We start from the raw sequence: 15459 nt of genomic DNA on the forward strand, positions 1-15459 counted from the left end.
ATATAACACACCTTTTTTGTAAGTTAAGAGCACACAGAATAAATAAGCGTACTTTCCTTTTCATGTGTACTGATTTTATTTGCATCTTCTAAAAAATCGAGCTGACCAATTGTTTCAGAAAGAGTTAGCCCTAGTTCTTTTTCATAAATAGTAGGAAATAGCTGTTTGCAAATATCAAACGCTGTTTGAGGGCGTTCTTTTATCATGCTAAGCACTTTATCCGCTCGGTCGCTTTGCTTTTGTAACCTCTCTTGTACAAGTTCACGGACATGTAATACTTCATCTCCATGACCTGTATAGATACAGCTTATCTCTAAGTCAAGCAGACGTCTTAACGAATGATTATATTGAAGAAGCGTTTTAGGCCGCTCGCCGCTTGGTTTCATAGGAGGTTCAATAAGCGGATTAGATGAAATATGCTTTAACAGCAAATCTCCTCCAATCATAACCGCTGTTTTTTCATTGTATAATGCAATATGGCTTTGAGCATGACCGGGCACTTCAAGCACTTTCCAACTCTCTAGGCCCGGAATGTAATCTCCTTCCTGCACAGAAGTCGTAAGAGAACGGTGACATGAATACTTCATTGATGCTTTTAAACGTTTTAAATAGGGGCGAAATCTTTCATCTACGCCCGCTTTCATAAAGTGATCTTCAAAAAACGCATCGTACCACTCAAAAAAATCCGGATTCTGAGAGATCCAAGGCTGATTTTTCGCATGACCGACTATGGCAATATCTTTATCAAAAAAATCAAGCATTCCTACGTGATCAGGATGGTGATGAGTTAGGACAACTTGTTTAATATCATCTGGTTTTAATCCTATTTCATTAAGCTTTTCTTTAAATACAGACCACGCTGCCTCCGTTTTAATACCAGCATCGATTAGCGTAACGGTCTGACCTTTTATAACAAAAACATTCACATCTCCTACCGCAAAAGGAGTAGGCAGCACAATTTTATACAATTGCTCATTCATCTGTATTTTTGCTCCTTTACCATCGCATTTTCTTTTAAGTTTACACGATTTCCCCCCTTATTTATACAATTGCTTTCGTTTTCTGAAAATTACATTGACATCCCTCTCTTTTTCATTGCATAATGACAGAAATATAGTGAAGTTTTATTCATATCTTTAGATAACTATGCATTTTATAAAGAAGAGATACACAAACACAAACCTTTAACAGATACTGAAATTTCAGTATCTGTTTTCATTGGATAGCAAATGACTGGAGGAAATTTTAATGAAAACGGATTTAAACATCGCCTTTATTGGAGCTGGATCAATGGCTGAAGCCATGATCTCAGGGCTGCTGTCAGATAAAAAGCTTCGCCCCAATCAAATCACCGTAACAAATCATAGCAGCGATAAAAGACTTCACGAACTTCGAAACGCCTATGGAATTAACATTACGCGTAATCATGCCTTGTTAATAGAAAAAAGCGATATCGTCGTGCTTGCTATTAAACCAAAAGACGTAGCCGAAAGCATCAATACGATTAAGTCCTATATTCGTCCCCATCACCTCGTTCTCTCTGTTTTAGCGGGTGTATCGACTGCCACAATTGTAAACTTGTTTGACCAAGAAGTAGCGGTTGTAAGAGCTATGCCAAATACATCTGCTTCTATTGGATTATCGGCTACAGCCATTGCACCCGGGAAGTTTGCTACAGCGGAGCATATGAACGTTACTACTGCTTTATTTGAAACGATTGGTACGGTTACAACTGTAGAGGAAGAGCAGCTTCACGCTGTAACAGGACTATCTGGAAGCGGCCCAGCGTATGTCTATTATCTAGTAGAAGCAATGGAAAAAGCAGCTGAAAAACAAGGCTTGGATACGTCAGTGTCAAATGAACTAATTCTTCAAACGCTTATCGGTGCTGCAGAAATGCTGAAACAGTCACCTAAAACACCGGCCGTACTTCGAAAAGAAGTTATGAGTCCTGGCGGTACAACAGAAGCAGGAATCGAACAGCTTATTTCTCATAACTTCCAAGAAGCGATGATGCAGTGTATTGAACAAGCTACCATTCGCTCTAAATATTTAGGAGATACGATTGACGAAAAAATCTCGAGTAAACGTTCGTAAAGGTTCACCTCTTTCTAAAAAAAGAAAGAGGTTTTTTTATGATTAAAAATGGATAAGCAGATTATGTGAAAGATATTTCAATGCGGTGATATAATAACTTTTGTTTAGAGTATCGAAATAATTGGAGGTTAAACCGAATGACAACAAAACTATTTTCACCTTATACAGTGAAAGACGTAACATTAAAAAACCGAATTGTAATGTCACCAATGTGCATGTATTCATGCGAAAAAGAAGACGGAGTAGTAACCGACTTTCATATGGTTCACTACACAACTCGCGCGGTTGGACAAGTAGGTCTCATTATGGTTGAAGCCTCAGCTGTCGTCCCACAAGGTCGTATTTCAGCTCAAGACTTAGGGATTTGGAATGATGAGCAAAGAGATGGATTAACAAAACTTGTGACACAGCTAAAAGAAAACGGTGCAAAAACGGCCATTCAACTTGCACACGCAGGACGTAAAGCAACTGTTGAAGGCGATATTTATGCTCCTTCTGCGATTGCTTTTGATGATAAAAGTAAAAAACCTGTGGAAATGACCACAGAACAAATTCATGAAACGATTTCTGCCTTTAAAGAAAGCGCTCGACGCTCAAAGGAAGCTGGATTTGATATTATCGAGCTTCACGCGGCACACGGTTATTTAGTACATCAATTCCTATCACCGCTAAGCAATAAACGCAGCGACGAATATGGCGGCAGCGCAGAAAACCGCTATCGTTTCTTAAAGGAAATTATTGACGCTGTGAAAACAGAGTGGGACGGTCCTTTATTTGTCCGTGTTTCTGCTTCTGACTATACAGAAGGCGGATTAACAGTCGATGATCACGTTGTATTTGCAAAATGGATGAAAGAACAAGGTGTCGACTTAATTGACGTTAGTTCCGGTGCTCTTGTACATGCTCCAATTAACGTATACCCTGGCTATCAAGTTCCGTTTGCAGATAAAATTAAGCAGCAGGCAAATATTGATACAGGCGCAGTTGGATTAATTACAACTGGACGACAAGCTGAAGAGGTTTTACAAAGCGAACGCGCTGATTTAATTTTTGTTGCGCGCGAACTTCTGCGCGATCCGTACTTCCCGCGCACGGCGGCAAAAGAATTAAATGAAACACTTTCAGCACCCGTTCAGTACGAACGCGGATGGTAAAAAAAGACGAGGATATCCTCGTCTTTTTTTATGAAATCGTAAACCTTTTTAAGTCTTCTGCTATATCGGTATTCGGAAAAATTTCTTTTGCTCCTTCTGCTAACTGGCTGACTGCGTCTCCTTGGTAACGCGAACTGATATGAGATAAAATAAGACGCTCGGCCGATGCTGTTTTAGCAATTTCAGCGGCTTCTTTTGCAGTAGAATGAAAATAGTTGTAAGCAAGCTCCTCGTCTCCCGCTGCAAACGTAGCTTCATGGATTAACACATTCGCATGCATAGCAAGCTGAACACTTTGCGTGCACCTTCTTGTATCTCCTAAAACCGTGATGACCTTCCCTTTTTTAGGTTCTCCTACAAACTCTTGTCCATTGATTAGACGCCCATCTTTTAATACTACTTCTTTCCCTTCTTTTAACTGCTGATAATGAGGCCCTGGGGGAATATTCATTTCTCTTAAACGCTGAACGTCCAGTGACCCTGGCAAATCTTTTTCGACAACGCGATATCCATAAGATAAAATGCCATGTTCAAGTTTGCCAAACTCCACTGAAAAAGTTTCATCTTCAAAAATCGTTCCACTTTCACTTTCCTCTTCTATTTCAACAACCTCTAGAGGATATTGCAGATGAGTTTGACTTACAGCAAGCGTGACTTCAATAAATTCTTTAATTCCTTTTGGCCCGTATACAGTAAGCAGCGATTCTCCGCCTTGAAACGAACGGCTTCCAAGGAGTCCAGGTAAGCCATAAATATGATCACCGTGAAGGTGCGTAATAAAAATTTTCTCAATTCGTCTCGGTTTAACGGTTGTATGTAAAATTTGATGCTGCGTTGCTTCTCCGCAATCAAAAAGCCACACCGCCCCTCTTTCTTGCAAAAGTTCGAGCGCAAGAGATGAAACATTCCGCTGTTTTGCTGGTACTCCTGCACCCGTTCCTAAAAATAACAATTCCATTTTCTACTTCCTCCTTCACACGCACAAAAAGCCTGTAAGTATATTATACAGGCTTTTTGCAAACTTACCTATTTGATGCTGTCAAGCGCATACGTAATAGTAGCTAATAACAGCTCAATATCACTTTCCTCAATGTTGAGCGGCGGCGAGAGCGTGAGAACATTATTATAGCCGGCTACCGTTGCTCCATTTTTCCCAATAATGACTCCTTTGCTTTTACATTTAGCAATCACTTCATTTACAAGATTAACGTCTAGCGGTTCCTTCGTTTGCTTATCAGCTACAAGTTCAATTCCGATTAAAAGCCCTTTACCTCTTACATCTCCAACGTATGGGTGGCTATCAATAAGCGGCGTTAGCTCACTTAATACGTAAGCCCCGAGCTGTTTAGAACGATCAAACAGATTTTCTCTTTCCATAATTTCTAAATTCTTTAATGCCAGTGCACACGCAGCCGGGCTTCCTCCAAATGTATTAACGTGGCGAAAATACTCGTACTGATCGCTATCTTTGAACGCTTCATAGATTTCTTTTTTAACAGCAGTTGCCGAGAGCGGAAGATATGCGCTTGTAATTCCTTTTGCCATGGTAATGATATCTGGTTTTACATCATAGTTCATAAAACCAAAGGCTTCTCCTGTACGTCCAAAGCCGCAAATAACTTCATCTACAATTAGAAGTGCACCGTGTTTTTCACACGTTTCTTTTACGCCTTTCATATAATTTTGAGGCGGTAAAAGAATTCCTCCACCTGTAATAATTGGCTCCATAATAACAGCGGCAATCGTTTCGCTTAGCTCCCACGTCATGACATTGTCAATATCTTTTACAGATTGAAGCTCTTCTTTTGGCGCATGGTAGTCATCTTGCCCTCGGTATGAATCAGGCGGCGCAACGTGAATAAAGCCAGGAGCAAGCGGTTCATATTTATATTTACGCTGAGCTTGGCCCGTTGCTGCTAGTGCGCCCATTGAATTTCCGTGATACCCTCGGTAACGCGAAATAAATTTGTAGCGAGAATGCTCTCCTTTTTGCTGATGGTATTGACGCACAATTTTAAAAGCCGTTTCATTTGCTTCAGATCCGCTATTTGAAAAGAAGATAACATAATCATCACCTAGCATTTCATTTAGCTTCTCTGCTAGTTTGATAGCAGGTACGTGAGATTGAGTGAGCGGAAAATAAGCCAGTTCTTTTAGCTGCTCATAGGCTGCGAGCGCTAACTCATCCCGTCCATACCCGGTATTTACACACCAAAGCCCTGCCATTGCATCTAAATAGCGATTTCCTTGTTCATCTGTAATCCAAGCACCTTTTGCTTTTGTAGCTACCATCGTTGCATCCGGACTGTATGGTTTCATTCCATGCCATACATACTGCTCATCTTTTGCACGCAGATCTTTTTCATTTTGACTGACCTGTACCATCTTATCCACTCCCAAATCGCTAGCGCGGTATTTTTTTCTGTATGAAAAGACTTCGACAAAATGCCGAAGCCACTTGCTATATTCATCTATATGTTAAAAGTCAAAGCGTGATGTAACCATCTTTTTACGTGTAAAGAAGTTCAAACCGTCTTTGCCGTTTACATGCAAATCTCCGTAAAAAGAGTCTTTCCAGCCGGAGAATGGGAAGAAGGCCATCGTAGCAGGTACTCCTACGTTAATGCCGAGCATACCCGCATCTGCTTCTTCTCTAAATTGACGCACCGCTTTTGCATCTTTTGTATAAATCGTTGCTCCATTTCCAAAACGAGATTTTTCCATATAGCGAAGTGCTTCATCTAATGTGTCAGCGCGAAGCAAGCTTAGTACAGGTGCAAAAATCTCTTCTTTAGCAATGGTCATATCAGGAGTTACGCGGTCAAAAATGGTTGCTCCTAAGAAATTTCCTTCTGCATGTTCATCCATTTCTTTACGTCCGTCACGAATGAGTTCCGCCCCTTCTTTCATGCCAAGTTCAATATAATCCAGCACCTTATCACGGTGCTCTTTTCGAATCACGGGCGTTAGAAGCACTTCATCATCAAATCCGCTTCCCATAATTAATTCATCTGCTTTTTGCTTTAATTTTGCGACGAATTCATCTCCTTTTTCACCAACTACGACCACGGCGCTGCAAGCCATGCATCGCTGGCCGGCACTTCCATAAGCCGAGCTGATAATATGGGATACCGCTTTATCCATATCGCAGTCTGGCATCACAACATGATGATTTTTAGCTCCGGATAAAGCCTGAACTCGTTTCCCTTGAGCTGCAGCTTGTTCATAAACATACTTTGCTACCGGCTGCGATCCGACGAATGAAATCGCTTTAACTTTTTCGTGCTCTATTAATCCATTCACGACATCATGTGCCCCGTGTACAATATTTAATAATCCATCCGGTGCTCCTGCTTCTGTAAAAAGTTCAGCAAGTCGCGTTGCTAAAAGCGGCGTTCGCTCAGACGGTTTTAATACAAACGTATTTCCACATACAATGGCAAGCGGGAACATCCACAGCGGTACCATCATTGGAAAATTAAAAGGTGTGATGCCTCCGACAACACCAAGTGGGAAACGGAACATTTCAGAATCAATTTCTTCCGCTATGTTATTTAATGATTCTCCCATTAATAAAGTAGGAGCACCCGCAGCAAACTCCACGCATTCAATACCGCGCTGTACTTCACCGTAAGCTTCTTTAAAAGCCTTGCCGTTTTCTTGTACAACTAATTTCGCTAACTCTTCGTGATGCTTAACTAGTAAATGCTGAAACGCAAACATTAATCTTGCTCGTTTTGGAGCAGGAACGTTACGCCATGTTTCAAATGTTTTTTGCGCTGTTTCCACCGCATTGGCTACGTCTTCTTTTGTAGAAAGCGGTACTTTTGCAATTACTTCGCCCGTCGATGGATTAATTACCTCTCCAAATTTTTGCCCTGCCGTATCAACCCATTTTCCGCCCACGTAATTTTTTAAAACTTGCGTATCATTATTCACAACTGACATATCGCTTGGCCTCCTCAAAAAATAAGAAATGACAAATCTACCTTTATTATTGAATAAATAAATGGTGGTTGCATTAGACAAAATGTGAAACAACTCTAGATTCTCGTTTCACATTTTGCGCAGTGAACTCGGAGAAAGCATGAACTAAAATGAACATATAGTAAAATCATCCTCAACATAAAAAAACAGCTGTTTCCAGCTGCTTACTTATCCGTTTATAAATTCCGCACGCGACTTTTTCATCATAAACAAATATTCATATGCCATAATCATAAATTCAATCGCCAATCGTTTTTCCGGCTCCATAAAATCTTCACCCAGCAGCTTTTCTAGTTTTTCAATGCGGTGATACAGCGTTTGCCGCACAATGTATAAACGCTTAGCCGTCTCTTGTTTAGATCCGTTGCATGCTAAATAAATTTTTAATGTTTCCATGAGTTTTGCATTGTACGTTTCATCATATGTAATAACGGGCTGCAGATATTCAAACACCACTTCCTGTAAGTCTTCATGCTGATGTAAAAGCGAAATAATTCGGTACATATGCAAATCATCATAAAAATGAATAATGGTTTGTTTTTGCAGCATTTCTTGAATCGAAATTGTTTCTTTAGCCGTTTCATAGCTTTTATGCATACAGTCAAGCTGTTCACAGTATTGGCCAATTCCGATAAAGCTAATAGCGTTCCGCTTTGAGTTTTCATCCGATTCGTATTGATTCATCCAGCGGTGAAGGCTGCTTTCTAATCTCTCTCTCCACGTGCTAACCATTCGTTTGTTCAAAAGAATAAATAACACTTCGCGATTTCGCTCGGAGACTAATAAGTGAAAGCCTTCTTGTTCAAAGATGCTTCGTAAGATCAGCTTAAAATACGTTCGATCAAACTTTTCCCGTCTTTGCCACTTACAGCAAACAACGATACCCCCGCGAATAGGAGAATCTGAACACACCTCGTGCATAGAATCTTTTATTTGTTCAAGAGTTAGCTCTCCGTTCATCCATTTCGTCATCCATTCAGTTTCATCTACTCTTTTTTTCTCTTCGACATACAAGTCCTTCAAAAAATGCTGAGCAAGTGCAGTTGCCGTCCGGTCAACGGTGAGCACTTCAAGTTCTGTTAACGCTTCATTTATAGAGGCGACATACAGCTGAGCATAATCTTGTCCTAATAAATGAATAGGCTGCTCAGTAAAATGCGGACTCTCATTTTCCCTGCTTATATAATGAAGTAGAAGCTGCTGTTTGAGTAAGTCCATCTCCGGAGCAAAGGTAAATAATTCATTTGAAACTTTAAGGCCGACAAGAAGCCCCGTAGATTCATATAAACACTGTAAGATAACGGCCGGGTCATTAACTGTTAACAGCAGCTGATTTAGCCGATGAGAATACTGTTCTAAATCGGAAATCATTTGATAATGCTGATTAATTAAAAGTGAGTGAACATCTTGCGTAATTTCAACGAACGGAACTTCTTCGTGAAATAAAATAATCGGAAAATCACATTCGTTCGCTTTATCAATGACAATTTGCGGAATCTTAGAAGTATAAGTGCCAAGTTCAATACACAGTCCTGATGCCTTACAAGAAATTAATTGCTGAAGAAATGATAAACAAGATTGAGGATCTTCTCCCCAGCCTACCCCTGTTGATAAAATGAGCTCGTTTCCTTTTAGCAGCTCATTAATGCGCGTCACTTCCATCACGTGCACCCACTTCACAGAATTAGTAAGCCCTTTCTCTCCAGCTATTACTTCACAGTTTACAAAATGTTTCCTTGTTAAAATCTCTGTTACTGTTAAATATGATTTCAAGTCAACACCGCCCCTAGCGAATTTCACATCATGTCTCCTGGATCATTAACGCGTATTTCGCATATGTGTAGAACAAAAGCTATATCTTCTTACATTATATTAAATATTTAGAAGAAATAAAATATTTAATAAAAGAAACGAAAAAAGCTGTAACGATAATGGATCGTTACAGCTTCTGAGCCGTTTGCTGTAATTTATTAAAAAAACCGTGGCGCTTAACCGCTTGTTCTTTAATTCGGTGAATTTCTTTTTTATAAAAACGCAAATCTTGTAGTGACACTGCATTTAACATTTCCATTTTTAATTTATCAATAATTTTTGTTTCTTCTTGTGTCATACACTGCGTAGCTTGATCCATCCGTGTCACACCCTTTTTATATTTAATAGATTTATTGTGAAAACGTTCTACTATAATATTTACTACAATTTACTAGATAACTAAACCTTTTCTCTTTCGATGTAAACGAAATGTAACAACTGTAATACAGTCAATGGATAATATCTAGTTATTTTGTTTCACATCCAAAACGAAAAAAACACAAAAACGGATCACTTTTGTCAGCCAATATAGTAAAAAACTTATAGGTCTTAGTAAACAAAGAAAGGGATTGAGACATAACTAAATTACTTCCATCAACATCTAGGAGCTCCTGCATACGTGAAACCTACGTTCACCCTACCAATAAAAAAATCCGAACGATTCATCGTTCGGATCTTCCTTCAGCTAAAATAATTTTGTCTCAGCCTTCGTTTTTATACTTGTTGAATCAGTAAGGATGAAAAATACTTTCTAGCATCCGCCGTCAATATATGAAGCGTTTCTTGTTCGGTTTGATTCTTTTCGATGCGTTCAAACGTCACAAACGCCCCGCTTAGATTCTCTGTTACAGCCGTTATTTTAAATCCTTTTTGCAGCAAAAAATCAATCTTTTCCCGCTCTGCCATATATTCATGGTAACTTGACATTCCCCTGCCTCCAATCTATTTTGGCATCTGTTTTTATAACGTTAATTTTTCAGCTTCGTTAGCCGTGTTTAACTCATTAAACTTTGCTCTTTTTGTATACTGTCCATAGCCTTTTTGACCGACAAACTGCTTATCTTTTACGACAAATTCTCCTCGGCAAAGCACTGAAACCGGCTCACCTGTAACTTTCATTCCCTCAAATGCGCTATAATCAACTGCCATATGATGCGTTTTAGCTGAAATCGCACGTTCAACAGAAGGGTCAAATATAAGCAGATCCGCGTCTGCACCAACTGCTATCGTTCCTTTTTTCGGATACAGTCCGAACAGCTTCGCGATTTTTGTTGACGTTATATCCACAAACTGATTGATATTAATTCGGTTTTTCACTACTCCTTCTGAAAATAAAAGGCTCATGCGATCCTCGATAATAGGTCCTCCGTTTGGAATCTTTGTAAAATCTCCTTTTCCTAGATCTTTTTGACCGTTAAAATCAAACGAGCACTGATCTGATCCAATCGTTTGCAAGTCGCCATTACGCAGGGCATTCCACAAAACATCTTGGTTCCATTTTTCACGTAAAGGCGGCGACCATACGTATTTTGCTCCTTCAAAATCCGGTTTCTCTAAATAGGTTTGGTCAAGCGTCAAATACTGCGGACACGTTTCGCCCCAGATATTTACGCCTTTTTCCCTTGCTTCAGCAATCTTTTTAACTGCTTCAGCGCAAGATACGTGAACAACATAGAGCTGTGAGTCAGCAAGCTCGGTTAGCACTGCGGCTCTTCCCGTAGCTTCTCCTTCTATTTCCGGAGGACGAGTGAGTGCATGATAGATAGGATCAGTTTGTCCTTGCTCCAGCGCTTTTGCCGTTAAATACTCAATAACATCTCCATTTTCAGCATGTACCATCACAAGCGCCCCTAGTTTTTTAGCTTGCACTAGCGTTTGGTAAAGGGTAGCATCGTCTGCTTGAAAAACATTTTTATAGGCCATGAACACTTTAAAAGAAGTAATTCCTTCTTTTTCAATAATCGTAGGAAGCTCATTTAATACATCTTCCGTGATTTCTCCAATCATTAGATGAAAGCTGTAATCGATAGCCGCTTTTCCTTTTGATTTTTCATGCCATGTGCCGATCGCTTTTTGGAGCGGTTCGCCTTTATTGGTTAAGCAAAAATCAATAACAGTTGTCGTACCTCCAAAAGCTGCTGCTCTTGTACCTGTTTCAAAGTCGTCTTTTGTAACGGTCCCTCCAAACGGCATATCCAAATGAGTATGGGGATCGATGCCTCCTGGGAATACATAGTTGCCTTTTGCATCAATCACTTCGCATCCCTGTTCTTCAAAAGCTGAGCCAATTGCCGAAATCACTCCATTTTCAATTAAAATATCGGCTTTATACGTATCTGTTGCTGTGACTATGACACCATTTTTAACGATTTTCTTCATTTCTTCATCCCCTTTGTATTTATACGTCCAATCGCTGTGCAGCCGTCGCTTGTAAAGCAGCTTGGCGTTCATTCCACGTCATTGGCGGTTGTTCATTTGGTAATTCAACCATAGATATAGCTCCGTCCACAGGACATACAATCGAACATAAATTACAGCCTACACAATCTTCTTCTCGTACTTTTAAATAAGGTTTCCCTGAAGGATCTTTCAACATATCAATACATTGGTGAGAAGTATCTTCACAAGAAATATGACACTTATTGCAGTTAATACACGTATCAGGGTCGATGCGAGCCACTACTTTATAATTGAGATCTAAGTTGCCCCAGTCGGAATATTTTGAAACGGCTTTCCCTACAATATCGCTTACTTTTTCGATTCCTCTTTCATCCAAGTAATAGTTGAGACCTTGAATCATATCCTCTACAATGCGGAATCCGTGATGCATAGCAGCTGTACATACTTGCACACCTGTAGCACCCATGAGCATAAATTCCACTGCTTCTTGCCAGTTCGAAACGCCCCCCATACCAGATATTGGAACGTTAATAAACGGACTTCTTGCACATTCAGCAACCATGTTTAATGCAATCGGCTTAACAGCCGGGCCGCAATAGCCTCCGTGAGCGCCTTTTCCCGCTACGTGTGGAATTGTATTCCATGAATGAATGTCTACTCCTGCTAAACTATTAATGGTGTTAATCATACTAACAGCGTCGGCACCACCTCGAACCGCTGCTTCTGCTGTAACGGTAATATCTGTGATATTTGGGGTTAGCTTAACAATGACCGGCGTTTGGGCTACTTCTTTAGCCCAATACGTTTGTTTTTCAACTAAATCAGGGACTTGCCCAGAGGCAGCACCCATCCCTCGTTCTGCCATTCCATGCGGACAGCCAAAGTTCAGCTCTAATCCATCTACTCCTACATCTTCTACTTTTTTGACAACCTCATGCCATTTTTCTTGCTGAGGCTCTACCATAAGAGAGGCAATAATTGCGTGGTTAGGAAACTTCTTTTTCGTTTCATAGATTTCCTTCAAATTAACTTCAAGCGGACGATCGGTGATTAGCTCAATATTGTTAAAGCCGGCTACGCGCTGACCGTTGAAGCCAACGGCAGCAAATCGAGAGGAAACATTTAAAATCGGATCACCAAGCGTTTTCCAAACTGCGCCTCCCCATCCTGCTTCAAATGCACGCTGCACTTGATAACCTGAATTGGTTGGCGGTGCGGATGCCAACCAAAACGGATTTGGTGATTGAATACCTGCTAAATTTGTTGTTAAATCTGCCATAGATTTCTCCTCCTCCTGATTTTAAGCTGTTTCCATTGTTTCTTTTGTTAACTGCATATGAATATTTAACGCCGTTTGTTTTCCTTGCTGAGCAGCGGTCACAACCATTGCTTCTCCTTGTCCTTTACCAAAAATGACGTCTCCGCAAGCAAATACTTTTGGATTTGATGTTTGGAACGTCTCTTGATTGATTAAGACAACTCCGTCTTCATGGTTCAGCTGGAATTGTTGAATCAAAGACAGGTAACGTTCTTGACCAATTGCTTTAACAACAGCATCGACTGGAATCGTAAACGTTGAACCTTCAACCGGAACAGGCTTCCTGCGGCCGTCTGCATCTGGATCTGTTAGGGTCATTTTTACACATTCAATCCCGCTCACCTTACCATTTTCATCTCCAATAATTCGTATAGGAGCCGTTAACCAGCGGAATTCAACACCATCTTGTTTCGCAAATTCAAATTCAAAATCATAAGCCGTCATTTCTTCTCGTGTACGACGGTATAAAATTTGAACATTTTCAGCCCCCAAGCGCACGGAACACGTAGCACCATCAATCGCAGTATTTCCCGCTCCAATGACGGCTACACGCTTACCAACAAATTCTGTTGATAGCGCTTTTGACTTCGTTTTTTTCACAAAATCAATCGCATCATACACACCTTCTAGCTCTTCACCTTCAACATGTAGAGAAGGCACCTTACTCATACCAATAGCTAATACAACCGCGTCATATGACTGCAGTAATTCGCTTGGAAGAATATCTTCTCCAATTCTTACGTTTGTTTTAATTTTTACATCTAAGCTTTTTACTTGTTCAACTTCCCAGAATGAAATCGCTTGAGGAAGACGGAACGACACGATTCCATATGTATTTAACCCTCCTGCTTGTTTTTCCGCTTCAAAAATGGTTACGTCGTACCCGAATCGGGCCAGTTCTCTTGCTGCAGAGAGACCAGCCGGACCTCCCCCAACAATCGCTACCTTTTTGCCGTTGGCTTTTCCTTTCTCAAACAGCACCTGTTCATTTTGAATAGCCCAATCCGTTGCGTAGCGCTGCAAATCTCCAATCATAATTGGTTTGGTTGAATGGTTTAGCACACACGCTCCTTCACATAGTTCATCGGTTGGACAGACTCTCGAACAGCTTGCTCCTACTGGATTCGAAGACATAATCGTTTCGGCAGAGCCCTTTAAATTGCCCGATGCAATTTTTTTAATAAACGTCGGGATGTCAATTCCTGTAGGGCATGCCTGAATACAGGGTGCATCATAACAGTACAAACATCGATTAGATTCTTCGACTGCTTCTCTATTGGACAACCCTTTTTCTACTTCATTAAAGTTTTGAATGATGGACTGCAAACTTTCCGGTGATCGCATTGCATCAACCTCCCAAGAATATCTGTTGATAAAACTTAAATTGAAAGCGCTTACATATTTTTTATATACGTTATTTTCAACTTCTACTTTGTAAAATGTATTACTAACTTTATTGTACAAAACGACCGTCTTTTCTTCATTATACATTATGTTAAAAAATTCAGACTATTTACTATTCACTATGTAAAAAGCCTTGCTTTTATATAAAAGCAAGGCTGCAACTATTATTTTGCTACTTCTTTAATAATCGACACTACTAGTTCAGATGTCTTCACCAGTTCTTCTACCGGAATTTTTTCATTGGTTGTATGAATGTCTTCATAACCAACTGCTAAATTTACTGTTGGGATATCAAAGCCTGCGATTACATTTGCATCGCTTCCGCCTCCGCTTTGAAGCAGGCGTGAAGGACGATCGATATTAGCCACGGCTTTTTTAGCAACTTCGACAACATGATCTCCATCGCCAAATTTAAAGCCTGGATACATCACTTTAATATCAACTTCTGCACGTCCGCCCATTTCTTGTGCAGCTGTTTCAAACGCTTCTTTCATTTTCGCTACTTGTGCTTCCATTTTTTCTGGAATTAATGAACGAGCTTCTGCTAAAATATCGACGCGGTCACACACGATATTCGTTTGCGTTCCACCTTCAAAACGTCCAATATTCGCTGTAGTCTCTTCATCAATACGTCCAAGCGGCATTTTAGAAATGGCTCTTGAAGCAATCGTAATAGCAGAAACGCCTCGTTCAGGAGCTACACCCGCATGAGCTGTTTTTCCATAAATTGTTGCATTTACTTTTGCTTGCGTCGGCGCAGCAACAATAATGTCTCCCACTTTGCCATCGCTATCTAAAGCATAGCCGAATTTTGCCGTTACGAGACTAGAATCAAGAGCTTTAGCACCCACTAAGCCAGATTCTTCTCCTACTGTAATAATAAATTCAATTTTGCCGTGCGCGATGTTTTCTTCTTTTAATACGGTGATTGCTTCTAGCATTGCTGCTAAGCCTGCTTTATCATCCGCTCCAAGAATTGTCGTGCCGTCACTTTTAATATAGCCATCTTCAATAGATGGTTTAATACCATTTCCAGGTACGACTGTATCCATATGAGAAGTAAAGTAGATTGTGTCTACGCCTTCTTTTGTAGCTGGCAGTGTGCAGATTAAGTTGTTGGCTCCGTGGCCTGTTTTTTCTTTGGCATCATCTTCTACTACTTCGACGCCTAATGCGGTAAATTTTTCTTTTAGTACAACAGCGATTTTTTCTTCATGCTTTGTTTCTGAGTCTACTTGTACTAATTCAATAAATAAATCAACGATTCGTTGTTCATTAATCATAATA

13 protein-coding genes are annotated in these 15459 nt (G+C 40.2%); 2 read left to right on the forward strand and 11 right to left on the reverse strand.

What is annotated here, in order from left to right; translation table 11 throughout:
• Window positions 1-23: 23 nt before the first annotated feature.
• Window positions 24-980 (reverse strand): MBL fold metallo-hydrolase, encoded by a 957-nt coding sequence (locus ACMX9J_RS13025; RefSeq protein ID WP_028411561.1) that lies wholly within the window; start codon window positions 978-980, stop codon window positions 24-26.
• Between the two features lie 268 nt (window positions 981-1248).
• Here ACMX9J_RS13025 and proI point away from each other — a divergent pair, with 268 nt between their 5' ends.
• The gene (gene proI, locus ACMX9J_RS13030) at window positions 1249-2097 is read left to right on the forward strand and encodes a pyrroline-5-carboxylate reductase ProI (RefSeq protein ID WP_034270974.1); all 849 of its coding nucleotides are present in this window, start codon (window positions 1249-1251) and stop codon (window positions 2095-2097) included.
• Between the two features lie 137 nt (window positions 2098-2234).
• Window positions 2235-3251 (forward strand): NADPH dehydrogenase NamA, encoded by a 1017-nt coding sequence (namA, locus tag ACMX9J_RS13035; protein WP_028411563.1) that lies wholly within the window; start codon window positions 2235-2237, stop codon window positions 3249-3251.
• Window positions 3252-3279: 28 nt separating this feature from the next.
• Here the strand turns inward: namA and rnz are convergent, their stop codons facing one another.
• The 10 genes from rnz to ACMX9J_RS13085 form a co-directional block, all read right to left on the reverse strand.
• The gene (gene rnz / locus ACMX9J_RS13040; protein WP_033579725.1) at window positions 3280-4209 is read right to left on the reverse strand and encodes a ribonuclease Z; all 930 of its coding nucleotides are present in this window, start codon (window positions 4207-4209) and stop codon (window positions 3280-3282) included.
• A gap of 68 nt (window positions 4210-4277) precedes the next feature.
• Window positions 4278-5636 carry an aspartate aminotransferase family protein gene (locus tag ACMX9J_RS13045; RefSeq protein ID WP_028411565.1) on the reverse strand — a complete coding sequence of 453 codons (1359 nt, stop codon included), beginning with the start codon at window positions 5634-5636 and terminating at the stop codon, window positions 4278-4280.
• A 93-nt stretch (window positions 5637-5729) separates the two neighbouring features.
• Window positions 5730-7199: a CoA-acylating methylmalonate-semialdehyde dehydrogenase gene (locus tag ACMX9J_RS13050; protein WP_028411566.1), complete on the reverse strand. Its 1470-nt coding sequence runs from the start codon at window positions 7197-7199 to the stop codon at window positions 5730-5732.
• A 207-nt stretch (window positions 7200-7406) separates the two neighbouring features.
• Window positions 7407-9038, reverse strand: a complete 1632-nt coding sequence (locus tag ACMX9J_RS13055; RefSeq protein WP_033579724.1) for a PucR family transcriptional regulator — start codon at window positions 9036-9038, stop codon at window positions 7407-7409.
• A 139-nt stretch (window positions 9039-9177) separates the two neighbouring features.
• On the reverse strand, window positions 9178-9369 hold the full coding sequence (locus ACMX9J_RS13060) for a hypothetical protein (RefSeq protein WP_013059103.1): 192 nt from the start codon (window positions 9367-9369) through the stop codon (window positions 9178-9180).
• Window positions 9370-9764: 395 nt separating this feature from the next.
• Window positions 9765-9977: a hypothetical protein gene (locus ACMX9J_RS13065; protein WP_028411568.1), complete on the reverse strand. Its 213-nt coding sequence runs from the start codon at window positions 9975-9977 to the stop codon at window positions 9765-9767.
• Window positions 9978-10010: 33 nt separating this feature from the next.
• Window positions 10011-11429, reverse strand: a complete 1419-nt coding sequence (gene hydA / locus ACMX9J_RS13070) for a dihydropyrimidinase (RefSeq protein WP_033579723.1) — start codon at window positions 11427-11429, stop codon at window positions 10011-10013.
• A 19-nt stretch (window positions 11430-11448) separates the two neighbouring features.
• Entirely contained in the window at window positions 11449-12729 is a 1281-nt protein-coding gene (preA, locus tag ACMX9J_RS13075; protein ID WP_416225833.1) for an NAD-dependent dihydropyrimidine dehydrogenase subunit PreA, read from the reverse strand.
• Window positions 12730-12750: 21 nt separating this feature from the next.
• Window positions 12751-14112, reverse strand: coding sequence for an NAD(P)-dependent oxidoreductase (locus tag ACMX9J_RS13080; RefSeq protein WP_416225834.1), 1362 nt, complete (start codon window positions 14110-14112; stop codon window positions 12751-12753).
• A 224-nt stretch (window positions 14113-14336) separates the two neighbouring features.
• Complete coding sequence (locus ACMX9J_RS13085; RefSeq protein ID WP_013084962.1) at window positions 14337-15455, reverse strand: tripeptidase T; 1119 nt, start codon at window positions 15453-15455, stop codon at window positions 14337-14339.
• Window positions 15456-15459: the final 4 nt, after the last annotated feature.

Source organism: Priestia sp. RMT2NF4, assembly GCF_047872835.1.
GTDB classification, from domain to species: Bacteria; Bacillota; Bacilli; order Bacillales; family Bacillaceae_H; genus Priestia; species Priestia zanthoxyli.